At 48.5% G+C, this 25,446-nt stretch carries 21 protein-coding genes; 1 reads left to right on the top strand and 20 read right to left on the bottom strand.

Annotated features, from left to right (window positions below):
- Positions 1-8: 8 nt before the first annotated feature.
- From OXB_RS16220 to citZ, 12 genes are all read right to left on the bottom strand, one after another.
- Complete coding sequence (locus OXB_RS16220; protein WP_041075518.1) at positions 9-1,031, bottom strand: glyceraldehyde-3-phosphate dehydrogenase; 1,023 nt, start codon at positions 1,029-1,031, stop codon at positions 9-11.
- 124 nt (positions 1,032-1,155) lie between these two features.
- Positions 1,156-1,752, bottom strand: coding sequence for a dephospho-CoA kinase (gene coaE, locus OXB_RS16225; protein ID WP_041075519.1), 597 nt, complete (start codon positions 1,750-1,752; stop codon positions 1,156-1,158).
- A 20-nt stretch (positions 1,753-1,772) separates the two neighbouring features.
- Entirely contained in the window at positions 1,773-2,645 is an 873-nt protein-coding gene (gene mutM / locus OXB_RS16230) for a bifunctional DNA-formamidopyrimidine glycosylase/DNA-(apurinic or apyrimidinic site) lyase (protein WP_041075521.1), read from the bottom strand.
- Positions 2,646-2,658: 13 nt separating this feature from the next.
- Positions 2,659-5,280 carry a DNA polymerase I gene (gene polA / locus OXB_RS16235; protein WP_041075523.1) on the bottom strand — a complete coding sequence of 874 codons (2,622 nt, stop codon included), beginning with the start codon at positions 5,278-5,280 and terminating at the stop codon, positions 2,659-2,661.
- A gap of 88 nt (positions 5,281-5,368) precedes the next feature.
- Positions 5,369-6,385, bottom strand: a complete 1,017-nt coding sequence (gene hflC / locus OXB_RS16240) for a protease modulator HflC (RefSeq protein ID WP_084212517.1) — start codon at positions 6,383-6,385, stop codon at positions 5,369-5,371.
- Positions 6,375-7,352, bottom strand: a complete 978-nt coding sequence (gene hflK / locus OXB_RS16245; protein ID WP_041075525.1) for an FtsH protease activity modulator HflK — start codon at positions 7,350-7,352, stop codon at positions 6,375-6,377. Before hflK ends, hflC begins: the two co-directional genes overlap by 11 nt.
- 101 nt (positions 7,353-7,453) lie before the next feature.
- Positions 7,454-8,875 carry a two-component system histidine kinase PnpS gene (gene pnpS / locus OXB_RS16250; protein WP_041075528.1) on the bottom strand — a complete coding sequence of 474 codons (1,422 nt, stop codon included), beginning with the start codon at positions 8,873-8,875 and terminating at the stop codon, positions 7,454-7,456.
- A complete protein-coding gene (locus OXB_RS16255) occupies positions 8,872-9,585 on the bottom strand; it encodes a response regulator transcription factor (protein ID WP_041075530.1) in 714 nt (237 codons plus the stop codon). Before OXB_RS16255 ends, pnpS begins: the two co-directional genes overlap by 4 nt.
- Positions 9,586-9,604: 19 nt before the next feature.
- Complete coding sequence (locus tag OXB_RS16260) at positions 9,605-10,081, bottom strand: MaoC/PaaZ C-terminal domain-containing protein (RefSeq protein ID WP_041075532.1); 477 nt, start codon at positions 10,079-10,081, stop codon at positions 9,605-9,607.
- A 150-nt stretch (positions 10,082-10,231) separates the two neighbouring features.
- Positions 10,232-11,170 (bottom strand): malate dehydrogenase, encoded by a 939-nt coding sequence (mdh, locus tag OXB_RS16265; RefSeq protein WP_041075534.1) that lies wholly within the window; start codon positions 11,168-11,170, stop codon positions 10,232-10,234.
- A 264-nt stretch (positions 11,171-11,434) separates the two neighbouring features.
- The gene (gene icd, locus OXB_RS16270; protein ID WP_041075536.1) at positions 11,435-12,694 is read right to left on the bottom strand and encodes an NADP-dependent isocitrate dehydrogenase; all 1,260 of its coding nucleotides are present in this window, start codon (positions 12,692-12,694) and stop codon (positions 11,435-11,437) included.
- 72 nt (positions 12,695-12,766) lie between these two features.
- On the bottom strand, positions 12,767-13,882 hold the full coding sequence (gene citZ / locus OXB_RS16275; RefSeq protein ID WP_041075539.1) for a citrate synthase: 1,116 nt from the start codon (positions 13,880-13,882) through the stop codon (positions 12,767-12,769).
- Between the two features lie 373 nt (positions 13,883-14,255).
- Between citZ and OXB_RS16280 the strand changes: the two genes are divergently transcribed.
- Positions 14,256-15,236, top strand: coding sequence for an AI-2E family transporter (locus tag OXB_RS16280; RefSeq protein WP_052484116.1), 981 nt, complete (start codon positions 14,256-14,258; stop codon positions 15,234-15,236).
- On the opposite strand, the gene OXB_RS16285 is transcribed toward OXB_RS16280, so the two are convergent.
- The 8 genes from OXB_RS16285 to OXB_RS16320 form a co-directional block, all read right to left on the bottom strand.
- Positions 15,220-15,603, bottom strand: coding sequence for an FxsA family protein (locus tag OXB_RS16285; RefSeq protein WP_041075541.1), 384 nt, complete (start codon positions 15,601-15,603; stop codon positions 15,220-15,222). The genes OXB_RS16280 and OXB_RS16285 overlap by 17 nt on opposite strands.
- 79 nt (positions 15,604-15,682) lie before the next feature.
- Positions 15,683-17,443 carry a pyruvate kinase gene (gene pyk / locus OXB_RS16290; protein WP_041075543.1) on the bottom strand — a complete coding sequence of 587 codons (1,761 nt, stop codon included), beginning with the start codon at positions 17,441-17,443 and terminating at the stop codon, positions 15,683-15,685.
- Positions 17,444-17,582: 139 nt separating this feature from the next.
- The gene (gene pfkA, locus OXB_RS16295) at positions 17,583-18,542 is read right to left on the bottom strand and encodes a 6-phosphofructokinase (protein WP_041075545.1); all 960 of its coding nucleotides are present in this window, start codon (positions 18,540-18,542) and stop codon (positions 17,583-17,585) included.
- 97 nt (positions 18,543-18,639) lie between these two features.
- Entirely contained in the window at positions 18,640-19,593 is a 954-nt protein-coding gene (locus OXB_RS16300) for an acetyl-CoA carboxylase carboxyltransferase subunit alpha (RefSeq protein WP_041075547.1), read from the bottom strand.
- Entirely contained in the window at positions 19,590-20,456 is an 867-nt protein-coding gene (accD, locus tag OXB_RS16305; protein WP_041075549.1) for an acetyl-CoA carboxylase, carboxyltransferase subunit beta, read from the bottom strand. Before accD ends, OXB_RS16300 begins: the two co-directional genes overlap by 4 nt.
- 3 nt (positions 20,457-20,459) lie before the next feature.
- Entirely contained in the window at positions 20,460-21,101 is a 642-nt protein-coding gene (locus OXB_RS16310) for a FadR/GntR family transcriptional regulator (RefSeq protein ID WP_041075551.1), read from the bottom strand.
- Between the two features lie 287 nt (positions 21,102-21,388).
- Positions 21,389-24,466 carry a DNA polymerase III subunit alpha gene (locus OXB_RS16315; RefSeq protein ID WP_041075553.1) on the bottom strand — a complete coding sequence of 1,026 codons (3,078 nt, stop codon included), beginning with the start codon at positions 24,464-24,466 and terminating at the stop codon, positions 21,389-21,391.
- A gap of 12 nt (positions 24,467-24,478) precedes the next feature.
- A complete protein-coding gene (locus OXB_RS16320) occupies positions 24,479-25,414 on the bottom strand; it encodes a DHH family phosphoesterase (RefSeq protein ID WP_041075556.1) in 936 nt (311 codons plus the stop codon).
- Between the last annotated feature and the right edge of the window lie 32 nt (positions 25,415-25,446).

Raw genomic sequence — 25,446 nt, forward strand, 5'->3', positions numbered from 1 at the left:
CAGGAAGATTACGCTTCTGCTTTCACTTTTAGTTCGTTCGCCACTTTTTTCGCTAAATCGACAACGCGAGCGGAGTAGCCCCATTCATTATCATACCAAGCAAGAACTTTCACTTTCCGATCTCCCATGACAATCGTGGAAAGACCATCGATAGTGGCAGATTCCGTCGTTGTGTTGAAGTCGATCGACACAAGCGGTTCTGTTGTGAAACGAAGAATGCCTGCCAATGGGCCAGCTTCCGCTTTCTTGAATGCATCGTTGACCATGTCAACTGTGACATCCTGTTCCAGATCGACCACCAAGTCAACAAGGGAGACGTTCGGTGTTGGAACACGCAACGCCATACCATGGATCTTGCCTTCCAATTCAGGAAGGACAAGGGACAATGCTTTCGCAGCACCTGTCGAAGTCGGAATGATCGACTGAGCACAAGCACGGGCCCGGCGAAGATCCTTATGCGGGTTATCCAAGTTCTTCTGGTCATTCGTGTACGCATGGACAGTTGTCATCAAGCCGTTCACAATGCCAAATGTGTCGTTCAATACTTTGACGACCGGCGCAAGGCAGTTTGTTGTGCAGCTGGCATTGGAAATGACGTCATGCTTTTCAATATCTAGTTTGTCATCGTTGACACCCATGACAATCGTAACGTCTTCATTTTTACCAGGGGCTGATAGAATCACTTTTTTCGCGCCTGCTTCCAGGTGCATCGCCGCTTTATCGCGTGCATTGAAGACACCTGTCGCTTCTATTACGATGTCAATTCCGAGTTCTTTCCAAGGCAATTTCAATGGATCGCGCTCGCTCAATAGCGTCACATGTTTACCATTTACTACGATATCGCCGTCTTCCACGCGAACATCTCCATCGAAAATGCCGTGCGTTGTATCATATTTGATGAGATGTGCAAGTGTTTCCGGTGGATATGAAGCATTTACCACGATTTTTGAAAAACTCTCTTCCATGATCATTTGACGGAATACCATCCGTCCGATCCGTCCGAAGCCATTAATCGCAATAGAAGTAGTCATGTATAAAAATCCTCCTGCATGTATGTTATACTTATCATTTTTATCCACTGATTAGTATAACACATATTTCTCTGAATCAAAGGAATAGAATCTATTCCACGGATGTTCTAATATTCAGAATCGCTCATAGGCTGGCATTCCAATTATTAAGCACTTCATCGAGCTGCTTTTCCGTCTCTTCCAAAGATCCGTTATTATGGACAACAGCATCCGCCCCTTGCTCTTTTTGTGCAATCGGCAATTGGGATTGGATGCGGGCCTCCGCCTCTTTTTCCGATAATGAATTCCTCTCCATCAACCGTGCTTTCTGGATTTCAGGTGTCACTGAGACGACTAGGATTTTATCGACATGGGACTGGAGTTTGCTTTCGAAAAGCAGCGGGATATCAAGAATGACAGTATTCGCCCCTTTTTCAAGCCACTCGTCTTTTTGCCGATGCATCTCTTTCCGGATGGCGGGGTGGATGATGCCATTCAACTTTTTTCTCGCTTCTTCATTCCCGAATACTAGCTCTCCCATCTTCTCCCGGTTCAGTGACCCGTCGGAATGAATCACGGAACGGCCGAATTGTGATTCGATTTCCTGCATCACTTCACTTCCAGATTCGACAACGAGACGGGCGATTTCATCCGCATCCACGACAGGATACCCTTTCTTCATCAACATGGCCGCAACCGTGCTTTTCCCGCTCGCTATACTTCCAGTCAACCCGATAATCATGCCAAGCCCTCCTCCACCTATCATTTCTGGCAAGCTGGGCAATAGACCGATGTCCGCCCAGCGATCTTCATACTTTTCGTCGTCTCGCCACAAGCCGGGCAGGTTTTCCGACCGTACATCTTCAAACGATCTTGCATAGAGCCCGCTTGTCCGTTAATATTTCGATAATCGGAAATCGAACTGCCGCCTGCATCGATACTTTCCTGAAGAATGCGGACAACTTCCTGAAAAAGCTCCTGTTTGCGCTTCTGGCTAATCCGTTCCGTTTTCCGCCCAGGATGGATGTTCATACGGAAAAGCGCTTCGGTCGCATAAATATTCCCGCAACCTGAAATAACTTGTCCATCCATAATCACTTCTTTGATCGGTTTCCGTGCGTATTTCGGCAAGTCGGCCATTTCAAGGAAATGCTTCTCGGCAGACGAGTCGAACGGCTCCGGAGCCATCCTCAAAAGCGGAGGATGATCCGCTTCACAACCGAGCAAGCGGAGTTCTCCGAACCGACGGATATCCGAATAGACGAGCAGATCATCGTCCGCCATCCGGAAGACGGCATGGACATGGTTACGGAATTTGGACTCCTGGATTTCATCTAAATCGCGTACCGCAAACCAGGCGCCCGACATGCCGAGATGGCTTACGAGCAGACAGGAGTTGCCGTCTTTTTCTAGTTGAAAATAGATATACTTGCTCCTTCTTATGACATCAGTGATTGTCATATCCACCAGCTTTTCTACGAAATCTTCGGTTGGAATCCCTTTAATAATCGCTTCTTTGCCAAGCTGTTTGGATTGGATGACGGTATCCGATACGATTACTTCTTGGATTGTCCTTCCAATCGCGGCTGGGGCCAGTCCGCGGACGACCCCTTCGACTTCCGGCAATTCAGGCATCGTTTCCCCTCCGTCACTTTGTCTCGTACCAGGATAAACCGAACGCCCAATCCACCTTCAGAGGTACATCTAGTTCTATTGCCGATTCCATCACTTCTGGTACGATCACTTTCAATTTCTCGATTTCTTCTTCGGGTGCTTCGAAAATGAGCTCATCATGCACTTGCAGGAGCATGCGGGTTTTCAAGCCTTCCGCCTCCAAACGAGCATCCATATCGATCATCGCTTTTTTGATAATATCCGCCGCACTTCCTTGAATCGGTGTGTTCATCGCAGTCCGTTCAGCGAAGCTCCTTAAATTGAAATTGGAGCTTGTGATTTCCGGCAAATAGCGGCGGCGATTCATCAATGTCGTGACATAGCCTTGTTGCTTCGCTTCTTTCACACTAGTATCCATGTATCGTTTCACTCCAGGGAAACTCGCCAAATACGTATCGATGAAATCACCCGCCTCTTTTCTCGTGATATTCAAGCTTTGCGACAGTCCATAATCGCTTATGCCATACACAATCCCAAAATTGACCGCTTTCGCTGCCCGGCGCATATCGGAATCCACTTCATCCTCCGCAACTCCGAATACGTCCATCGCCGTTTTCGTATGGATATCGGCATCCGACCGGAAAGCTTCGATCAGCTTTTCATCCTGTGACATATGGGCGAGCACCCGAAGCTCGATCTGGGAATAATCTGCGGCGAACATATACCAGCCCGGTTCGGAAGGCACGAAAGCGGCCCGGATTTTCCTTCCCTCTTCCAACCGGATCGGGATGTTCTGCAAATTCGGATTGATGGAGCTGAGACGGCCTGTTTGCGTGAGTGCCTGTTGAAAACGTGTATGAATTTTCCCGTCTTCATGTATTTCTTTCGTCAGGCCTTCAATATAAGTTGAGTTTAATTTACCCAATTGGCGATAATCGAGGATATGTCCGATGATTTCATGCCGGCTTTCCAGCTTCTCCAAGACATCCGCCGCTGTGGAATAACCGGTTTTCGTCTTCTTGATAGGCGGCAGCCCCATTTTTTCAAATAAAATGACACCCAATTGTTTTGGTGAATTAATATTGAAGGTTTCCCCCGCCATTTCATAGATCAGTTTTTCCAAATCAGCCAGTTTCGCGGAAAGTTCATTACCGATTGATACTAGGATTTCCCGATCCACCTTGACACCCGTCGATTCCATTTTTCCGAGAATCTGGGCAAGCGGGAGTTCCAATTCATGGTACAAATCGAACTGATCATTGTCCTTCAACTTTTGTTCGACGATCTGATGGAGATTCCAGACCGCCTTCGCTTTCCTTCCCGCATGTTCGGCGATCGATTGCTCCGCAGGCTTTGTTTTCTTCGCCCCTTTTCCGTAAACCGCTTCGTCCGGTTGGATGTCCGTGTAATGGAACTCGCGGGCAATGGAAGCAACGTCCGTATACGATGTCGATGGGTTAACGATGTACGTAGCGAGAAGGAGGTCAAAATCGATCCCTGCTATTTCCACCCCATGATTTGCAAACGCCGCGAAAGTGGCTTTGGAATCTGCGGTATGTTTTTTCTTCTCCGGATCTTCAAGCCATGCCTTCAAAATGGCCGATTCCTTAGCCTTGTCGTACGGGATATACATGATCTTTTCTCCATCGGTCAAAGCTAAACCGAGGAGTTTCGCGTTCAAATAGTTGTCTTCCATCATTTCCAGATGGATCGCCATTTCATCAGTTAAATCATCCGCATTGATTTCATTGACAATCGATACGTCAATAGCTGTCGCCGGCTGATCGGCTTCCGGCTGGTCCATTTTTTCAAGGAGCGTTTTAAATTGGAGTTCTTGATAAAGGGCAGTCACTTTCTCCATGTCGGGACCTGCATACGTCAAATCTTGCACACCGACCGTAATGGGCGCTGCTGTCTCGATCGTAGCGAGCTCTTTGCTCATGAACGCCTGCTCTTCATTTTCCGTTAGGTTCTCTTTCAATTTCTTAGCGGTAATCTGATCGAGCGATTCATAGACTTTTTCGACGGAGCCATATTCCTTCAATAGCTTCAGCGCCGTTTTCTCGCCCACTCCGGGCACGCCGGGGATGTTGTCGGAAGCATCCCCCATCAGCCCTTTCATGTCGATGATTTGATGCGGCTCGATGCCGTATTTCTCCATGACATGTTCGGGTGTGTATTTCTCAATATCGGTCATCCCTTTGCGGGTGATGAATACTGTCGTCTTTTCATTCGCCAGCTGGGTCAAGTCCTTATCACCCGAAATGACGATCACTTCCGTATCGGGATCATCCGTTTTGCTCAAAGTCCCGATAATATCATCCGCTTCGTAATTATCCAATTCATACTGAGGAATATTATATGCCTCCAGCAGTTTCCGCAAATATGGGAATTGCTCGGAAAGCTCCGGCGGCGTTTTTTGGCGCCCCCCTTTATAATCGCTGAAAGTCGAATGCCGGAATGTCGTTTTGCCGGCATCCCAGGCGACGAGCATATGGGTCGGTTTCTCGTCAGCAAGGATGTTCTGCAGCATCATCGTGAATCCGTACACCGCATTTGTGTGGATCCCCGTATCATTGGTCAATAAAGGCAACGCGAAAAATGCCCGGTACGCCAGACTGTTCCCGTCCAGCAACACGATTTTCTTGTTCGTCATATATGGCTCACTCCTATCCATCGAAAAAACGTCATCTTCATCCATCTTACCATGTTCGGCAGATGAAATGAAAATGACGCAGCTACGCTTACTGCATATATCCGGACAACACTTTGGCATATGGTGAATCCGCCGGGATAATTATCATTGTATCGTCACCGATCGTTTTGGAGTACGATTGCAGTGTGCGATACAAGTTATAGAATTCGGCGTCTTTCGAAAACGCCTCATTATAGATTTTCGCGGCTTCCGCTTCCCCTTCCGCATGGATCAGTGCTGCTTCCTTCTTCGCTTTTGCCAGCATTTCCTGAACCTCCCGGTCGGTTTCCGCTTCAATTCTCCGCTTATCCGCATCCCCTTCCGACAGATACTTTTGAGCTGTGGATTGACGTTCGGAAATCATCCGTGTATAAATCGATTGTTCGTTCTCTTCCGGAAGGTCAATCCGTTTCATACGAACGTCCACGACTTCGATCCCGAAGTTCCCTTCATTCAAATAGTCATTGACCCTCTCAGTCACCCGGTCATTCAAACTGCCGCGCGATGAGTTTTCATCATTGACAACATCAACATAATCGAGTTGCCCGAGCTCCGCCCGAACGACCGAGTAGATGAACTCCTCCATTCGCATTTCAGCATTGACGATATTCCGTGCGTTCGAAATCATTTTGCCAGGGTCTGTAATTCGCCAAACGGCATAGTTATCAATGATGACCCTTTTTTTATCCCTCGTAGTGATTTCCTCTTCCGAAACGTTATAGGTCATTTGACTTTTAGGAAGGGTCGTCACATTTTGGATAAAAGGAATTTTCATTTTAATCCCAGGTTCTTTGTCAATTCGCATAATCTCCCCGAATTGCCGAACGACCCGGTATTCATCCTGTTTGACAACGTACACATTGGCAATCAAGATAACAACAACCGCAAAAACGGCTGTCAACAACACGGCTAGCCTCGCATACTTCTTCATATTACGCGGCGATTTCGGGGAGACAGGAACATCAGGTGAATCGGCTTTCTTCGGTTTCTTCTGCTGTTGCCGCTGGCGCTCCTTGAACTTCTCTTCTATGCTTTTGAAAGGATTGCTATTGTTGTCATTGGCCATTCGTGCTGCCTCCTTCCTGGTTCGTCTCCGCCGGCGGTACGGTTTGGTTTTCCAGTTGCTGCAACGGTAGATACTTCACTGTTTCCCCGTTGTCATTCATAATATAAATTTTTGCTTTCGGCAGAACCTGTTCCAATGTCTCGATGACGAGACGCTGGCGAGTGATTTCCTTATTTTTGGCATACTCCGTATACAGATTATTGAAAAGGGCCACATCCCCGCGTGCCTGTTCGATCCGCGCCGTCTTTTGACCGATCGCCCGGGATTTAATAGCATCGCGCTCCCCAATCGCCTCATTTGTTTTTTGATTGTTATATTTCTCTGCTTCATTGGTCTTTGTTTCTTTCGTTTCCCGCGCATCGGTAACCGCCGTGAAAGCTGCCCGGACTTCCGCATTTGGCAGTTCTACATCTTGCAATTTTACGCCTTGTACTGCGATGCCTATATCATATTTCTCCATTAGAGAAACAAGCAACTCTCGCGTGTTTGCTTCAATCTCCGCTTTTCCGTCCGTCAACGCAGAATCGATCGTAGAGCTTCCGATGACGGAACGGATGGAAGCGGAAGTCGCATCTTCCAGAATCTCTTGGGGATCTTGCGAGTTGAATAAATACTTCTGCGGTTCGGTGATCTTCCATTGGACAACCAGGTCGGCCAATACGATATATTCATCACCTGTAATCATTTTCGTTTCTTTATCAAAAGAGACAAGTTCCCCGCTCGGATCTTGTTTGTATCCGAATTGCAGACTGTACGTCTCTTTGGAAAGGACTTCCGCCCGTTGAATCGGCCAAGGCAATTTGAAGTGAAGACCGGAGTCCGTAATGGTCGTATCCGCTTTACCGAATGTAATGAGGACGGCTTGTTCGGATTCATCCACCGTATACCAAGTGGTGAACGCGATGAGGAGCAGGAAGAGCCCGACCACCGCCATACCGACCGTCAACAGGATTCGACGTGTACTCATAGGTAATCCCCCTTTTTTATGTATTACTACCTTATACGGAACTTTCCTATTGAAAGTTTCGTATAAGCAATAAAAAACGGCAGCCTTTTTCAAGACCGCCTTCACATATGGTGTTTCGGCATCCGGACCTGGAAAGTCGTCCCCTTGCCGACCTCACTTGTCACATCCACTGTCCCTTCATGGACTTCAACAAGATGCTTCACGATGGCTAGGCCGAGGCCGGTTCCTCCCGAATCTCGGCTTCTCGCCCGATCGACCCGGTAAAACCTTTCAAATAATCGGGGCAGCTCAGTCGAAGGGATGCCGATCCCCTCGTCTTTCACTTCAATCAACACCTCGTCCTGCAGGTCGGTTCCCTGGACACGGATCGTAGTCGACTCCTTGGAATAGTTAATGGCGTTGGTCAACAAATTGACCATCACTTGGACAAGGCGATCCGCATCCGCTTCCATGATCAAATCGGAAGGAACTTCAATGTGCAGGGACATTTCCTTTCTGGCCAAGTTCGGACTCACTGCTTTATACGCATCATCGATGATGTCTTTCAATCGGACTGACCGCATGTTCAGTGAAAAACCTTCCCTCTCCACGCCGGACAATTCCAGCAAGTCGTGAATGAGCAAATTAAGGCGATCGCTTTCTTTCTGGATGATCGTCAAAAACTCTTTCATGACAACCGGGTCCATCATGGCGCCGTCCAATAAAGTTTCCGTAAACCCTTTGATGGATGTGACTGGTGTCCGGAGCTCATGTGAAACGTTCGCAACGAAGTCTTTCCTCACTTCTTCCAATCTGACGAGTTCCGTTATATTATGCATGACGACGATGATGCCGAGCCAATTCCCATGAACCCCGATGACCGGCGCCCCGTAGACACTCATGTGGGAAATCTTCCCTTCCACTTCGATGCGTACTTGCTTTTCTTGCACTTGCTCCGTCATGAAAACGTCTTCTATTAAACTTTCGATGTCATAAGGCAACCTGAGGGACTTGAATGTTTTGCCTACCAGTTCATCTTTCCGGAATCCGAAAGTTTGCTCAAAAGCCCGGTTTGAAAGATTGACAGCCCCTTCCCGGCCAAACATGAGCAAGCCACTGCCCATACTTTCAATCAATGTGTTAAGACGTTCTTTTTCCATCGTTCGCGACATGGACATTTCTTGAAGATTCCGTGCGATTTGATGAATGGCTACTACCAGTTCGTCGTGGGGCGTACCTCCCATCGTGACATCTTCGATACTCGTCCGGGCCAAATAATCGCCCCGGGCAATTTGCTTTGCCGTCTTCGTTATTTGATCGACCGGGCCCGCGTACTGCCGCATCATTTTAGCTGCCATCAATAAGGAAAGAATAAAGGCCGCAAATAACACAACGACAAGAAAAGTCCAATACTTCCATTGCAAATCGGCATGCTCTTCTCCAAATAATGCGAAAAACTGGCCCAGGACAATTCCGAGACCAGTTAGCAGGACAGATAGAAGGGTCGCATAGGCAAGGACAAGACGTGAATACAAATCTTTCATTTTCCTTTGGACTCCTCGAATTTATAGCCGATTCCTCTGACCGTCTTAATATAAACAGGTTTTTTCGTATCTTCTTCGATTTTCTCCCGTAAATGACTCACATGGACGTCCACAATCCGGGTATCTCCCACAAAATCATAATTCCAGACAGCGCTTAGTAATTGATCGCGGGATAGGACGTTATTTTTGTTCTGCATGAAATAGGCAAGCAGTTCGAATTCTTTTGGGGTGAATTCCAATTCCTTGCCGTCCAAATAAGCAACGTATTGCTGGGGATGGACGGTCAATGTACCGGAGCTCAATACTTGGTCTTCTTCCGAAGAATCAGCCTCCGATCGGCTCCGTCGCAAGACCGCCTTGATCCGCGCCAGCACTTCCCGCGGGCTGAAGGGTTTGGTCATATAGTCATCTGCCCCGATTTCGAGACCAAGCACCTTGTCCAATTCATCCCCTTTGGCAGTCAACATGATAATAGGTGTTTCAATTCCTTTTTTTCTAAGTGTCTTGCATACTTCCATGCCGTCTATTTTCGGAAGCATGACATCCAAGAGGATCAAATCGGGCTTCTCTTCTTCGGCCATGTAGATTGCCTCTTCTCCATCCGCTGCCGAAACGGTGTCATAATTGGACTGCTTCAGATTGTAATCCAATAAAGTGCGGATTGGTTGTTCGTCATCCACAATCAATATCTTCTTGTTTGCAGCTTCCATGCTTATAACCGCTCTCCTGTCATATATTCTCTATCGGTTGCGATAGTAATCTCTCTTCCATCGTAGGTGGAATGACGCCGACCGTCCCTGAAATGACCGTATCCCCGTCTTCATTTTCAGCCTGAATGGAGATGGTGATTGTATTCTCATCCAAATCGACTTGGTTGACTTCCAGCAAAAAATCGATTGTTGCGTAATGATGGACCGGTTTCGGGAAGAGCAGATGTTGCTCGACTATATGGGAACCCGGCCCGGGCAAGTATTTTGAAACAGCGGAAGTGACGATGCCGGTCAACATGACCGTCGGCACGATCGGTTTTTCATAAATGGTTTGTGAAGCGAAATCATGTTGAATATAGAGCGGATTGCCATCATTCGTCAATCCAAGATAGAGCAGCAGATCCTTATCTTCGATTTTTTCAGTCAGTTTCAACTTTTCCCCGACTGAAATATCCTCAATTTTTCTACCAATCCGGCGCGTCTTCCCTAATATCAACTCTTTTCCCCCTTTAACTGTACTTTACTAAGTGTATCAATTATCAGTCTGAAAATCGAGCCATGCCGGCTTGTCGGTTTTGAATATGGCCAGGAAGGCCTTTTTTTAAAATAAAAATCGAGTAGCGGATAGCTACTCGATTGGGTTAGGTTATTCCAGAACTTTCATGACGGCTCTTACAGAGTCTGCTGACTTTGCAAGTGCTGCTTTTTCATCTTCCGTCAATTCCAGCTCGATGACTTTTTCGATACCGCCGGCGCCGAGGACGGTCGGGACCCCTAGGTAGATGCCATCCATTCCGTATTCACCTTCCAGATAAGCAATGGAAGGAATGACCCGTTTTTGGTCTTTCAAGATCGCTTCCGCCATTTCCACTAAGGAAGCGGCAGGAGCGTAATATGCAGACCCGTTGCCGAGAAGGTTGACGATTTCCGCTCCGCCTTTTCGTGTCCGGTCCACAATCGCTTCCAGACGATCTGCTGGGATCAATGTCTCCAACGGAATCCCGCCAGCATAGGAATAACGTACAAGCGGCACCATGTCGTCCCCATGGCCGCCTAGGACGAAGCCGGTCACGTCTTTAACAGAGAGATTCAATTCCTGCGCTACAAACGTCCGGAAACGAGCCGTATCCAATACACCGGATTGTCCGATGACGCGCTCTTTCGGGAAGCCGGATTCTTTGAAAACGGTATAAGTCATCGCATCCACCGGGTTTGTCAACACAAGGATAGTGGTATTTGGAGAATATTGGACGACTTCCCCTGTTACAGCTTTCATGACTTTTTGATTGGTTTGAACAAGGTCATCGCGGCTCATACCCGGTTTACGTGCAATTCCCGCTGTGATGATCACGAGATCCGAATCCTTTGTATCCGCATAATCGGAAGTCCCGATGATATTCGCATCGAAACCTTGGACCGGGCTCGCTTCCAGCATATCGAGCGCCTTTCCTTTTGTCGGATTTTCCATTGCGGGGATATCGACGAGCACTACATCGCAGAGTTCTTTTTGAGCTAAAAGGAATGCGGTTGTCGCACCGGTAAAGCCTGAACCGATCACTGAGACTTTCTTACGTTTCATTGTCATGAGATAACTCTCCTTTTCAAGGGTGCCGACCAAGCAATTGATGGACAGCCATGGCCAGCCCTGGTGAATTATGCACCGGCAACGACGCCGGAGGTGGGAATGAAAAACAGCAGGGAGTTCCAGATAGCGGAGAGCGAAAATCCCGCTCCCTAGCCCGATCTGAAATCCCTGCTGAAAACTAGGTACCTTTTCCAGCATCCATGGAACTAAAGAACGCTTTACTAACGGTATAACCTACTTTACTGAGTTTCAATCATGATGTAATTAAAGGTTTTTGATCAATTCATCCGCAAACTCGGAAGTTTTCACTTCAGTTGCACCGTCCATGAGACGTGCGAAGTCATATGTGACAACTTTGGACGCGATTGTTTTTTCGATAGAAGCTGTGATCATGTTTGCCGCTTCGTTCCATCCAAGGTGTTCAAGCATCATAACACCGGAAAGGATGACAGAAGACGGGTTCACTTTATCAAGACCAGCATATTTCGGAGCTGTACCATGAGTCGCTTCGAAAATTGCGTGACCTGTCAAGTAGTTGATGTTCGCTCCTGGTGCGATTCCGATTCCGCCGACTTGTGCTGCAAGTGCATCGGAAACATAGTCACCGTTCAAGTTCATCGTTGCAACGACGTCAAACTCTTTCGGACGAGTCAAGATTTGTTGTAGGAAGATATCTGCAATCGCATCTTTTACGATGATTTTGCCAGCAGCTTCGGCATCGGATTGTGCTTTATTCGCAGCCTCTGTGCCTTCTGCTTCTTTGATTTTATCGTATTGTCTCCAAGTGAACACTTTGTCGCCGAACTCTTCCTCGGCAACTTCGTAACCCCAGTTGGCAAAAGCGCCTTCCGTGAATTTCATGATGTTCCCTTTGTGTACAAGAGTCAATGATTTGCGGCCTTCTTTGATGATGTAGTTAAGCGCACCGCGGACAAGGCGTTTTGTACCTTCTTCGGAAACCGGTTTGATACCGATCCCTGAAGTTTCTGGGAAACGGATTTTGTTGACGCCCATTTCGTTTTGCAAGAAGGAGATCAATTTTTTCACTTCGTCAGAGCCTTCTTGATATTCGATGCCTGCGTAGATATCTTCTGTATTTTCACGGAAGATGACCATGTCGCAGTCTTCCGGACGTTTGACAGGAGAAGGAACCCCTTCGAAATAACGTACTGGACGCAAGCAAGTGTAGAGGTCAAGCTCTTGGCGCAGTGCAACGTTCAATGAACGGAAGCCGCCGCCGATTGGAGTTGTTAGAGGTCCTTTGATCGCGATCAAATACTCTTTGATCGTTTCAAGTGTTTCATCTGGAAGCCAGTTGCCTGTTTCGTTGAATGCTTTTTCACCCGCAAGAACTTCTTTCCACTCTATTTTCTTTTCGCCATTGTACGCTTTTTCCACTGCGGCTTCTAGTACACGTGAAGCGGCATGCCAAATATCCGGACCTGTCCCATCACCGATGATGTAAGGGATCGTTGCGTGATCCGGAACGTTTAAAACACCGTCTGTTACTGTAATTTTTGCCATTGAGAAATTCCTCCTACTTTCAAAATCATAGGGCAGACATACAAGTATGCCGCCCCTCTGTATTAATTATACTCAACGTTGGTCGATTGGTACATACTTTTGCATTCCCGGTCCCACATACTCGGCACGCGGGCGGATCAAACGGTTGTTTGAATACTGTTCAAGGATATGCGCAATCCAGCCGGAGAACCGGGATACTGCGAAGATCGGCGTGAACAGATCGTGGTCGATGCCGAGGGAATGATAGACGGAAGCGGAGTAGAAGTCCACGTTCGGTGGCAACTTCTTCTCGCCTGTTACAATGCCTTCAATCTTCTCAGACATATTGTACCATTTCTCTTCGCCCCGCAACGCTGTAAGGCGTTTCGACATTTCGCGAAGGTGTTTGGCGCGCGGGTCCCCTTTACGGTATACCCGGTGGCCGAATCCCATGATTTTCTCTTTATTATCCAGTTTTTCTCGGATATAGGATTCCACTTTTTCCTCTTCGCCGATTTCCATCAACATTTTCATCACTTGCTCGTTGGCTCCTCCGTGCAGTGGCCCTTTTAGAGCGCCGATTGCAGCTGTGACGCCGGAATAGATATCGGAAAGTGTTGCAACACAAACACGTGCAGTGAATGTGGATGCGTTCAATTCATGGTCTGCATGAAGGACTAGCGCTTTGTCGAATGCTTCGATCGCAATCGCTTCCGGCTCTTCCCCGTTAAGCATGTACAGGAAGTTTGCAGCATAGCCCAGTTCCGGCTTCGGTGCAATTGGTTCCAATCCTTTACGGATGCGCGAGAACGCTGTTACGATCGTAGCCACTTTCGCCTGAAGTTTAATAGCCTTCTCATAGTTCGCCTCTTCGGACATATCTTCCGCTTTTTCATCATATAGTCCAAGGGAAGACACCGCTGTGCGTAACGCGGACATCGGATGGACTTGATCGATTGGATACATTTTGAACTGGTCGAGCACCCCTTGAGGTACCGCCATATTGTCTGCCAATTGTTGTTTCAGTTCTGCCAGCTCGTCAGCTTTCGGTAGACGTTGGTGCCAAAGTAGGTAAATAACCTCTTCGAAGCTAGCGTTGTTTGCTAAATCATCAATGTCATAGCCGACATATGTAAGTGTGTCATCAATGATGGAACTGATGGCGGACTGTGTCGCTACGACTCCCTCCAACCCTTTGGTTGTTGTCATGTAAATCGCTCCTTCTCTTGTAGCCGTCCATCGTCCCCCAAGCAAAATGACCGACTGACGGCTCCCCTTTTTATATACCAGCTGTTAACTCAATTACGCTTCGGCGTAATTGCATCCAGATTTTGAATGGGCAGGTACAATTGCCTCTTTTCAAAATCCGTGGCATTCGCCGGAGGTTTTTACTGGATTCAGCCGATATTGAACTCCATTGAAATGACTGCGCTTTTGCATTCACTTCGCCACGTTTGGCGGCCGAGAAGTTCTGACAGAATTCAGTTAAAAACGCTTACAAGAACTATTATAATCAATTTCGACGGTTTTGTGAATGGAAACGCTTGTTTTTGTTTTTCCATCTTGTCCGAGGAGTGGAAATATGCCACTAAAGCACGAAAAACAAAGAGTAATCCAGAAGATATTGGTCGGCTGGCTCCCTGTAATTTTCACAGTCGCCGTCCTTTTTGCAGTTCCACCTGCCGCTATCGCAGTCATCCTTGCCTATTTTACAGCCCCGATGGTGGTGCTCATCCGGTCCATCACCAAACTCCCCCTTACGATCGCCACATTGCTTATCATGGCTAGCATGCTCTGCATGATTGCAGCGTTCTTGTATATGGCCGTCCACGGCTTGCTGGAGACTATCCCGACAATCGAACGCCACATCGCGCCGTACACAAAAAACACAGATATTACAGGCAAGCTCTTCCACTTTTTGGAGACGACAGTCATAGAATATGGACAGGCGATTTTGGAGTATGTCGTCACGACGTTGAGCACGCTTTTTCAACACTTGCTCAGCATTTTCATTTTCCTCGTTGCGTATTTTTTCGCGTTGCGGGAATCGGGAAAAGACCGGTTCTGGTTTTTAGTCTATTTCCCTTCCCGGACACGCAAAAAAGCGAAAGCTTTTTTTGAAGATGGCGGTAAATTGATCGGAACGTTTGTCTTCGTGGAAGCCCGTCTATTCTTCATCACATTTGTCACCCTCACGATCGGATTTTTCTTCCTTCGCTTTGAAGCGCCTGTCGGCAACGCTTTTCTCATCTCCTTGGTGGATAGCTTGCCGTTCCTGGGCATCGGCGTATTTCTATTGCCAATGGCCGCTTTCTTCTTTTACACCGAGAATCTTTATATTGGGATAGCGTTAATATTGCTTTATCTGCTTGCGATGACAACCCGTCAAATGGCGGAATCGTATATGTGGGCGTCCACTTTTGCAGTGAAACCGGTTCATGCCTTTTTCATTACGATCAGTGCTTTTTACCTTCTCGGGCTTCCTGGAATCCTGCTGACGCCGTTTTTCCTGTTTGCAGCCATCAAGGTGAAAAGCCATCCATTTTTCACAGCATCCGAATAGTTCCATTTTTCATCTTCTTATAGATCCACTTATGAATATGGGGGCGGAGCCAGTTCCGAGGACCATTGAACAGCAAAAGGAATCCGGCCAAATCGGTAATGAATCCGGGCGTCAGCAAGAGCAATCCGCCAATGAAGATACAAACACTGTCGATCACCGCATTGCCGGGGGTTTCCATCGTGGCGATTCGCCGATTCAGATCAGTCCACGCTTTCATCCCTTGTTTTTTTGCGAGGGTGGCGCCCCCTATCCCGGTAATCAGAATGATTGCGACGGTCGGTAACAAGCCTATTGTTTTTCCGGAATATATTAATAGGGCCAATTCCGCGGTTGGCACCGCAATCAATGCAAAGACGAGCCATTTCATATTGAACACCTTCCTAAAAAGGCTGTTCCCTCTTGCACGGGAACAGCCACGAATAACTGCTTATCATTCATTTATAAAATCAAAGAACACTTGCGTGACCGTTGTAAATAACGCCGGTTTCCGCATCCATCGTCACTTCATAGCCCTGGCGGATAACGTTCGTCGCGTTCTCCACACCGACGATGACCGGGATGCCGAGGCTGAGGCCGACTACAGCCCCATGGCTTGTCAAACCACCTTCTTCTGTGATCAAACCTGCACACTTCTCGATGGCAGGCATCATCTCCCGATCGGTGGCAACGGTGACAAGGATGGCGCCTTCTGTATCATACGCCATCGCTTCTTCGGCATTTTTTGCGACGACGACTTTTCCGTACGCCACCGTTCTGCCGATCCCTTGGCCTTTTGCGAGCATGTCACCGATGATGTGGATCTTCATCAGGTTGGTGGATCCTGCTTCTCCTACTGGAACACCCGCCGTGATAATGACAACATCTCCATGACTCACGTATTGATGTTTTACACTTTCTTCTACGGATTCTTCCAATATTCCATCTATCGAAGAGGATCTGCCTCCGACAATCGGATAGACTCCCCAGACGAGGGTCAATTTCTTAGCGCAGTTTTCAGAAGACGTCACTGCGATGACCGGGCATCCCGGGCGATATTTGGCAATCATTTTGGCGGTGTTTCCACTTTCAGTCGGGGCCAACACCGCTTTCACCTTCAAGTTGATCGCTGTATAGGCGGCGGCTTGTCCGATCGCCTCCGTCATATTCCCTTGCTTTTCTCTTCTTCTTGTGGAAACGACCTTATGATAATCGATCGAATTTTCCGCCGTCCGGGCAATCCGGTCCATCGTCGCGACGGATTCCACCGGATAAAGGCCTGCTGCCGTTTCACCCGACAGCATGATCGCATCAGAACCGTCCAAAATGGCGTTGGCGACATCGCTCGCCTCTGCACGGGTCGGCCGTGGATTCCGTTGCATCGAGTCCAGCATCTGCGTCGCCGTAATGACAGGCTTGCCGGCTTGGTTGCATTTTTCGATCATCTGTTTTTGGACAAGCGGCACTTCTTCCGCCGGTATTTCAACGCCGAGATCGCCGCGGGCCACCATTAATCCGTCCGAAAGGCTGATGATTTCATCCAGGTTATCGACGCCTTCCTGGTTTTCAATCTTCGGGACAATTTGCAGATGCGAACCGCCATTATGTTCCAGGAGGGCACGGATTTCCATGACATCGGAAGCACGTCGGACGAAGGACGCAGCGATGAAATCGACACCTTCCCGGATGCCGAACAGAATATCTTCCGCATCCTTTTCCGTCATCCCCGGAAGTTGGACGGACACGCCCGGAACATTGACACCTTTGTTGTTCTTTAATTCACCTGAATTGATGATCGTGGTGTGGATCAAACCTTGTTCTTCATCTTTACTGGTCACTTTCAATTGAATCAAACCGTCATCCAATAAAATGAGTGAGCCTTTATCGACATCTTCGATCAATTTATCATAAGTGATGGAAAAGACATCGTCATTGCCGACAACCTCTTTCATCGAAATAGCGATCGATTGGCCTGCGACCAGATCTAACCGGCCATCCAACATCGTATGGGTACGGATTTCCGGCCCCTTCGTATCGAGTAAAATACCGACAATTTTCCCTTTCCGGCGTGCCGCTTCTCTAATATTCCGGATCCGGGCCTTATGTTCCTCATGGTTGCCATGCGAAAAATTCAGGCGAGCTACATTCATCCCTGCATCAATGAGCTTTTCCAGTATTTCAGGCGACTCGCTCGCCGGCCCGATTGTGCAAACAATTTTCGTTTTCCTCATCAGTATCGCCTCTTTTTTATAATTATCATTTTGTCTCTTCCAACGGATTTCCGCTCCAAGCGGACGTTTTCCGCTCCAATCCTGAACAAAGAATACGCCAGGAATTCGCAAGAACAGATTTTGGTTGTAAACCATTATTTTAAATGGAGAGTTCTTTCGAAAGTTGGATCATTTCCATTGGCGGATTGCCTTTTCTGTCGAAGACTTCTTTCAAGTCATAGTCTACCACTTGGCGATTTTGCATGCCAATCGCAATGCTTCCTCGACCTTCTTTTAATACTTCGACCGCTCTCGCCCCGAATTGGCTGGCGAGGACCCGATCTTGGCCGGATGGCGAGCCGCCCCTTTGGATATGGCCCAGAACGGAGACCCGCGTCTCAATTTCCGCTTCGTTCTTTAATTGCAACGCGAGATCTTCGGCTTTCATGACACCCTCCGCCACGATGATGATACTATGCTTCTTTCCTCGTCCGCTTCCGCTCTTCAACCGCTCGATAATATCGGACAACTGGAAATCCTCTTCAGGGACAAGTATCGTTTCCGCCCCTCCGGCAAGGCCTGCCCACAAAGCAAGATCACCGGCATCCCGGCCCATCACTTCGACGATGAACGTCCGTTCATGTGAGGTGGCAGTATCCCGGATTTTATCGATGGCATCAATGATCGTATTCAAGGCCGTGTCAAATCCTATCGTGAATTGAGTGCCTTCGATATCATTATCGATTGTGGCCGGAACACAAACACAGGGCATGCCGAGTGCCGAAAGCTCCAATGCCCCTCTAAAAGATCCGTCCCCGCCGATTACCACCAGACCATCGATTCCATTCAATTTCAATTGGTGCATCGCCTTCTCCCGGCCTTCCGGAGTCTTAAACTCAGGGCAGCGTGCCGAACGGAGCATCGTACCACCCCGCTGGATAATGTCCCCTACAGACCCCAATTGCAACAATTCAATTTTCCCTTCAATCAAACCTTGGTAGCCATTGAACACTCCGGCAACTTCCAAGCCTTCAAAAATCGCCTTCCGGACAACTGCCCGCACGGCTGCATTCATTCCCGGCGCATCTCCGCCGCTCGTCAGTACGGCAATCTTCCTCATAACCTTGTCACCTCAAGTATGTAATATTCCAATCCCTTACTTCAAATGGCGGTGAAACAGGAAAAGATGCGGGAGGGGGCCACCCGCATCTTTTTCCCTATTCGGTAAATACGCCAATTTCGCGGAATTTTTCATAGCGGTCTTCAACAAGTTCCGCTCCATCCAACTCCATCAGCTTCTCCAAAGACCTGCGGATAGCGTTGCCGATCTGCATCGCCTGTTCTTTTATATCGCGATGGGCCCCGCCTAACACTTCCGGGATGATTTCATCGATGATTCCCATCTCTTTTAAATCAGGCGCTGTAATTTTCATCGCTTCTGCCGCCTGTTTTGCAAGGGATGCATCTTTCCATAGGATGGAAGCCGCCCCTTCCGGAGAAATGACCGAATACGTGGAGTGCTCCAACATATGGATATGGTTAGAGACGCCTAGCGCCAAGGCACCGCCGCTTCCGCCTTCACCGATGACAACCGAAATGACCGGGACTGTCAACCCCGCCATTTCCACTAGGTTGCGGGCAATGGCCTCGCTTTGACCGCGTTCTTCCGCTGCTTTCCCTGGGTAAGCCCCTTTTGTGTCAATAAAACAAATGACGGGGCGATTGAATTTTTCAGCTTGTTTCATTAGCCGCAACGCTTTCCGGTACCCTTCCGGATGGGGCATGCCGAAGTTGCGTTTCACATTCTCCTTCGTGTCCTTGCCTCGCTGATGGCCGATTACCGTTACCGGCCTCGCTTCAAAAGCTGCAATCCCGCCAACAATCGCATCATCGTCACCGAATGTACGATCCCCGTGGAGCAGGAGGAAATCCTCGAATAATTCATTGATATAGTCCAATGTAGTCGGCCGTCCTGGATGTCTCGCCACTTGCACGCGATCCCAAGGCTCCATATTGCCATAAATCTCGGTCTCCAAATTTTTCAATCGGTTTTTCAATGTCATGATTTCATCCGTCAAATCGACTTCGTTCGTCGAAGTGAACTCTTCCAGCTCTTTGATTTTTTCGCGTAATGTCACTATCGGTTCTTCAAATGTCATCGTTTTACTCATTGAGCTGCTGCCCCCTTCACGTGAAGACGTACGATTTTAGCGATGGAATCCCTTAATTCGGCACGATGGATGACGGCATCCACTTGGCCATGATCGAGAAGGAATTCGGCCGTTTGAAAGTTTTCCGGTAGTTTCTCCCGGACGGTCTGCTCAATTACCCGTCTGCCCGCAAACCCGATGAGCGCTTTCGGTTCGGCTATATTGATGTCCCCGACGGAAGCAAAACTTGCCGACACGCCGCCTGTAGTCGGGTACGTCATGACTGAGATATAGAGAAGCCCCTTTTCAGAATGACGATTGAGCGCGACACTCGTCTTAGCCATCTGCATGAGTGATAATACCCCTTCTTGCATCCGGGCTCCGCCACTCGCTGAAAAGATGATCATCGGGATGCCGAGCTCTGTCGCTTTTTCGACAGCCCTCGTAATCTTCTCCCCAACTACTGATCCCATGGAACCCATCCGGAAATGGGCATCCATAATGGCGACCGCTATTTTCTGGCCTTCCACTTCTCCGACTCCAGTCAGGACGGCTTCGTTCAAGCCTGTTTTCTTCGCATCCGACTCGACCTTTTCCGTATATGACGGAAAATGGAGCGGGTTCTCCGTTTTCAGATGATCGTCCATCGATTGGAAAGTGCCTTCATCGAACAGGCTTTCCACCCGTTCCTGTGCAGTCATTTTAAAATGGTGATCGCAGTTCGTACAAACTTTATGCGACTTCAACAGGTCTTTGGTCAGGATGATGTGTTTACAATCCGGACACTTCGTCATCAGGCCTTCCGGGACGTCGTTTTTCGCATCGTTGGACGGAATCGTCGTTGCTCGTTTCTTTTTGTTTTTCGTAAATATATCACGGATCATATATTATTCCCCCTCGACTCGTTCAATCCATTGTTCGTATGATTCTATCGTCTCCGCTTCAAATCCTTCTTGCAAACTTCTCAACATAGCACCAATTATCCGATTTTCCTCAAAATCGGTCATTTCCCCAAAGGGAACCATACTATATTGTTTCAATAAAAACCAGATTTTCAATGAAAGCCGATTGCCGGCTGCTACAATGATTTCACGGATGACATCTTCTCGCAGGACTGCTCCTGTCTCATTCATCTTAAGAAGCAATCCTTCCCATACCGGCATCCGACGCAGTTTTTCTTCTCGGCATATAGCTGATAGGGCAGCGGTCTCATGGATTCTTCTCGTTTTCTTCACGTCATGAAGGGAACCTGGCTGCTGCATGATAAAAGCAGATAACACTTCAACCATTTGATGTTTCTTGAAATCTGCGAGGAATGTACCTTCCCCGCGACGTGTCTCGATCAGGCCCAACAGTTCCAAACTGCGCAAGGCTTCCCGGACAGTGGACCTGCCCGCCTGCAACCTCTCCGCGAGCTCCCGTTCCGATGGCAGTTTCCCACCCGTTCTAATGCCCTCTTCATTAATCAATGTCTTCAGTTTACCCACAATGTCGAGAAACATTTTGGAAGATGGTTTTGAATTCTGCATTCCCCTGCCCCTTACAATCAATAATCAAACAGTGGTCAGACCACTTCTTTCTCTAGCATACAGAAAAGCGATTGGCACGTAAAGCGAAACATGGAATCCCCCGAAAGAAATGAAGGGAAAAGTGAGAGGTGGATTTGCGAGGAACAGTCGGGGTTAACAGGAAACTGCCTGGACCCCGATAATTTTCATGGTAACCCGGCTAACTGTAAGGGCGAATCGGAAAACTGTCAGGGCTCTCTCGGAACAATCCCCTTAACCCAAAAAGACTATCCATTCCGGATAGCCCATTAACAAACTTGGATTTGCCTGATGATAATTTGCGATTTTCCGTTTCGCCATTCCATATTCCCTGTCGCGTGAACGAGTGTCATTTCGTCGAGAAGTGCATTGAAGGAAGAATATTGTTGGGGGAAGACAGTGCAAGAGATGGTTCCTGTGTCATCCTGTATTTCCAGGAATGCCATCGCCTCCCCTTTTTTCGTACGAATCCGCTTTACATTCGTCAACAGACCGATGATCGATACGTCGGATTTGTCGGCCAGCTGCCGAACCGCAGATATATCATTCCATTTTTCAGCAGTCTTTCTTTTCCACTCCAATGCGGGATGGTCGGAGAGATAAAATCCGAGCACTTCACGCTCGTACTCCAACATCAGCATGCGCGGCATCGTCCCGCCCGGGGAATATTTCGGATTCGCCAAGGACGGCATGATGGTGCTCAAAAAATCGTCTTCCCCGTCAGGTTGGATGAAGAGAGCATGAGAAATGGCGGCATCGATCGACGCAAGAAGCACCTCCCGGGATTGGCCGAATTCATCGAGCGCTCCCGCTTTGATGAGCGGAGTTATCGTTTTTTCCTTAAACAGATCGCTTCCCAAAGCGGCGGCCATATCGAACATCGTCTTCCAGCGTTCGCTCGACTTTCTTGCTTCATGGAACATTTTATAGAACGATGGGGTGATACCCTTCACTGCACAAAGGCCGATCCGGATTTGTCCCTGTTCCACCGTGTGTTGGTATTTGCTATGCAGAACCGAAGGAGGCAGGATGGAAATCCCCCTTGCCTCGGCCTCCCGCATCAGTTCCATCGTCTTTTCCGGACTGCCGGTGACTGAGGACAGCATTGCCGCGAAAAAGTAGGCGGGTTCATTCGCCTTCAAAAAGGCAAGCCGATAGGATATCAATGAATAGGCAACGGCATGACTTTTCGGGAAACCGTAATCGGCGAATTTGACGATGAGATCGTAGACTGCCTGACCGGCTGCTTCCGGAAACCCTTTCTCCATGGCGCGTCCGACAAACCGGCCCCGTTCCTCCTTTAACACTTCCCTATTCTTTTTACTAATCGCCCGCCGAAGCAGATCCGCTTCCGCCATCGTATATCCAGCCACACGATAAGCGATTTGCATGATCTGCTCCTGATAGACGATGACTCCATAAGTCTCCTTCAAGACCGGTTCCAATGCGGGATGTATATAATCCACTTGTTCCTGTCCGTTTTTCCTTCTGCTGTACAAAGGGATATTCTCCATCGGACCGGGACGATATAAAGCGTTGACCGCAAACAAATCCTCGAACCGGGTTGGTCGGATTAGGCGCAACGCATCCCTCATCCCATCGGATTCGAACTGGAAAATGCCTGTTGTATCCCCGTTCCTGAACAGCTCGAAAGTCTTTTCGTCATCGAGAGGTATTTTTTCGAAAGCGATATGGACCCCTTTATCAAAGGCGATCATGGAACGGATCCGATCCAGGAGCGTCAAATTCCGCAAGCCGAGGAAATCCATCTTCAAGAGACCTTGTTCCTCTACATCCCCCATCGACCATTGAGTAAGATAAATTCCATCTCCGCCTTGCTGCAGCGGGACCCTTTCCACAAGTGGATCGGGCGATAAGATGACACCTGCGGCATGGGTCGACGCATTCCTTGGCAACCCTTCCAGCATCGAGGCGACTTCCAGCCATTTGCCGCGGATCGGGTCCAAGCTGATCCAATCCCGCAATGCGCTGGATTTGGCAATCGCATCGTTCAAGGTCTGTCTCGAGCTTCCTTGGATGTTCCGCGAAATGAAGGCCATTTCTTCATTGGAAAAATCAAAAACCCGCGCCACGTCCCGAGCCACCGCTTTGGATGAAAGCGTGCCGAATGTAATGATTTGGGCTACATGCGACGTGCCGTATTTCCGGGCGACGTAGGCAATGACCTCCGATCGGCGATGGTCTGCAAAATCGATGTCTATATCAGGCATCGTAATACGGCCCGGGTTCAAGAACCGTTCAAAAATAAGCCCATAGCGGATCGGGTCGACATCGGTGATTCCAAGGGCAAATGCAACCAACGATCCAGCGGAAGAGCCCCTTCCCGGACCTGTCAGAATTCCATTTTCCGCCGCAAACCGCATAAAGTCTTCCACTATCAAGAAATAGTCGGCATAGCCCATTTCGTGAATGACCTGCACCTCATAACGGAGACGATCCAAGTAGGCAGGCTCCACCATACCCAAACGTTTTTCCAATCCTGCCATAACATTCCGTTCCAATCGGGAAACCGCCGTTTCGCCTTCCGGCAAAGGAAACGCAGGCATCAACATCTGCGTCGATGGCAGGCCCGCCTTGCAAGAAAGAAGCATTTGAGTACAATTGGCCAACCAGTCCGGCCGATCGGCAAACCATTGCTGGAATTCTTCCTGTTCCGGCAAATAGGCCTCCCGGATTTCGTTTCCAGTTCGCCTTGGATCATTCAACTTATGGCCGTTCCGAATGGCAACTGCCGCTTCATAAGCAAACGCATCATCCCGGGCGATATAGCGGGACTCATGACAAGCGACAATGGATAAGCCGACCGCTGCGGCAATCGACTCTATTTCCGCTTCAGCCGGATGCCGTCCACCGCCTGGCCGGGCAATCCCGACGAGAACTGTTGCCTGCTTGCAAACTTCTGTTATCGACAGGACCCGTTCAGTCGTGCCGGATTCCTCCCATGACGGATCCGTCATCGGGCAGACGATGACCAAACCGGCGTGATAAGCTTGCAGCCATTGCATCGGCAGCACTTCATCTTCCCGGATGGAAATGGCGCTGCTCATTTTCATCAAGTTATGGAAGCCGCTGTCGTCTTTCGCATAGACATACAGCAGCACAGTCTCATTTTCGTTGATCTGCAATTTGACGGTTAGCCCGATAACGGGATGGATCCCGTATTTTACCATCGTCTTATAAAAGGAGCGGACCCCGTATAATTTGGAATTGACGAGCCCAACAGAGGTGGCCCCTCTTCGTTGGAGAAGCGGGGCCAGCCGATCAAGCTTTATGATGCCGCGGAGGAGATCCGCGCCAGATACGATTTGAGGGTAGACCAGTGTCAAAAAGACCCCTCCTTATTTACATAATCCTTTCAGATCCCGGATCACCTCATCCGCCTCTTCCCATGTATGGACAGAAGCGCCGGCAGCAAGCGGATGCCCCCCGCCTCCATAACGGGCGGCCAATTGATTGATGACCGGGCCTTTGGAGCGGAGGCGCACCCGGATTTGATCGTCCTCTTCGATGAAGATGACCCAGGCACAAATCCCTTTGACATCACCTAAAATCCCGACCAGTTGCGAAGTTTCCGAAACCGTCACACGAAACTTCTCCAAAATGGTTTGATTCAGCTTAATGAAGGCACAGCCGTTTTCATCCATTTCAAAGTTTTGATAAATATACCCTTTCAATTGCAGAAGTTCACGGCTCACTTCGTACATTCCCGCAAATAAGGCCGGACGGTCAAAATTATATTGGATTAGCTCACTTGCAATATGGAAGGTCTTCTCTGTCGTGCTCGGGAACATGAATCGTCCCGTATCTCCTACAATCCCCGCAAATAAATATCGGGCGACTGCATCATTCATCGTCCACCCTTTGTACTGACGGCCTTCATCGAATAGGCGGGCAATCATTTCGGAAGTGGAGCTCGCATTCGTATCGACCCATCTCATATCGCCATATGTATCCACATCCGGATGGTGGTCAATCTTCAACAGAAAAACGCCATCTTTGTAAAACTCGCTGTCGATGCGTTCCGTATTCCCTGTGTCCGTGACAATGACCAGGGCGTCTTCAAAATCGGATTGTTCAATCGAATCCGGAGTTGCTAAAAAGGATAGCGATTCATCATGATTCCCTCCCGCATACACCTTCTTCGATGGATAATTATGTTGGATCAACTCTTTCAAACCAAATTGTGATCCGTATGCGTCCGGGTCGGGACGGACATGGCGGAGAATAATGATTTTTTCGTATTTCTCAATTGTGTCGATGATTTGTCTTTTCATAGGCCAATTCCTCCGATAAATAATGGGATGCA

This window comes from Bacillus sp. OxB-1, assembly GCF_000829195.1.
Classification (GTDB): domain Bacteria; phylum Bacillota; class Bacilli; order Bacillales_A; family Planococcaceae; genus Sporosarcina.

What these genes read in the sequence shown, in the direction of transcription:
- OXB_RS16220 (WP_041075518.1), bottom strand. Translation starts at nt 1,031, where the DNA reads ATGACTACTTCTATTGCGATTAATGGCTTCGGACGGATCGGACGGATG.
- coaE (WP_041075519.1), bottom strand. Translation starts at nt 1,752, where the DNA reads ATGATTATCGGGTTGACTGGAAGTATAGCGAGCGGGAAAAGCACGGTT.
- mutM (WP_041075521.1), bottom strand. Translation starts at nt 2,645, where the DNA reads ATGCCTGAATTGCCGGAAGTCGAAGGGGTCGTCCGCGGACTGGCCCCA.
- polA (WP_041075523.1), bottom strand. Translation starts at nt 5,280, where the DNA reads ATGACGAACAAGAAAATCGTGTTGCTGGACGGGAACAGTCTGGCGTAC.
- hflC (WP_084212517.1), bottom strand. Translation starts at nt 6,385, where the DNA reads ATGGCCAATGACAACAATAGCAATCCTTTCAAAAGCATAGAAGAGAAG.
- hflK (WP_041075525.1), bottom strand. Translation starts at nt 7,352, where the DNA reads ATGAGTACACGTCGAATCCTGTTGACGGTCGGTATGGCGGTGGTCGGG.
- pnpS (WP_041075528.1), bottom strand. Translation starts at nt 8,875, where the DNA reads ATGAAAGATTTGTATTCACGTCTTGTCCTTGCCTATGCGACCCTTCTA.
- OXB_RS16255 (WP_041075530.1), bottom strand. Translation starts at nt 9,585, where the DNA reads ATGGAAGCTGCAAACAAGAAGATATTGATTGTGGATGACGAACAACCA.
- mdh (WP_041075534.1), bottom strand. Translation starts at nt 11,170, where the DNA reads ATGACAATGAAACGTAAGAAAGTCTCAGTGATCGGTTCAGGCTTTACC.
- icd (WP_041075536.1), bottom strand. Translation starts at nt 12,694, where the DNA reads ATGGCAAAAATTACAGTAACAGACGGTGTTTTAAACGTTCCGGATCAC.
- citZ (WP_041075539.1), bottom strand. Translation starts at nt 13,882, where the DNA reads ATGACAACAACCAAAGGGTTGGAGGGAGTCGTAGCGACACAGTCCGCC.
- OXB_RS16280 (WP_052484116.1), top strand. Translation starts at nt 14,256, where the DNA reads ATGCCACTAAAGCACGAAAAACAAAGAGTAATCCAGAAGATATTGGTC.
- OXB_RS16285 (WP_041075541.1), bottom strand. Translation starts at nt 15,603, where the DNA reads ATGAAATGGCTCGTCTTTGCATTGATTGCGGTGCCAACCGCGGAATTG.
- pyk (WP_041075543.1), bottom strand. Translation starts at nt 17,443, where the DNA reads ATGAGGAAAACGAAAATTGTTTGCACAATCGGGCCGGCGAGCGAGTCG.
- pfkA (WP_041075545.1), bottom strand. Translation starts at nt 18,542, where the DNA reads ATGAGGAAGATTGCCGTACTGACGAGCGGCGGAGATGCGCCGGGAATG.
- OXB_RS16300 (WP_041075547.1), bottom strand. Translation starts at nt 19,593, where the DNA reads ATGAGTAAAACGATGACATTTGAAGAACCGATAGTGACATTACGCGAA.
- accD (WP_041075549.1), bottom strand. Translation starts at nt 20,456, where the DNA reads ATGATCCGTGATATATTTACGAAAAACAAAAAGAAACGAGCAACGACG.
- OXB_RS16310 (WP_041075551.1), bottom strand. Translation starts at nt 21,101, where the DNA reads ATGCAGAATTCAAAACCATCTTCCAAAATGTTTCTCGACATTGTGGGT.
- OXB_RS16320 (WP_041075556.1), bottom strand. Translation starts at nt 25,414, where the DNA reads ATGAAAAGACAAATCATCGACACAATTGAGAAATACGAAAAAATCATT.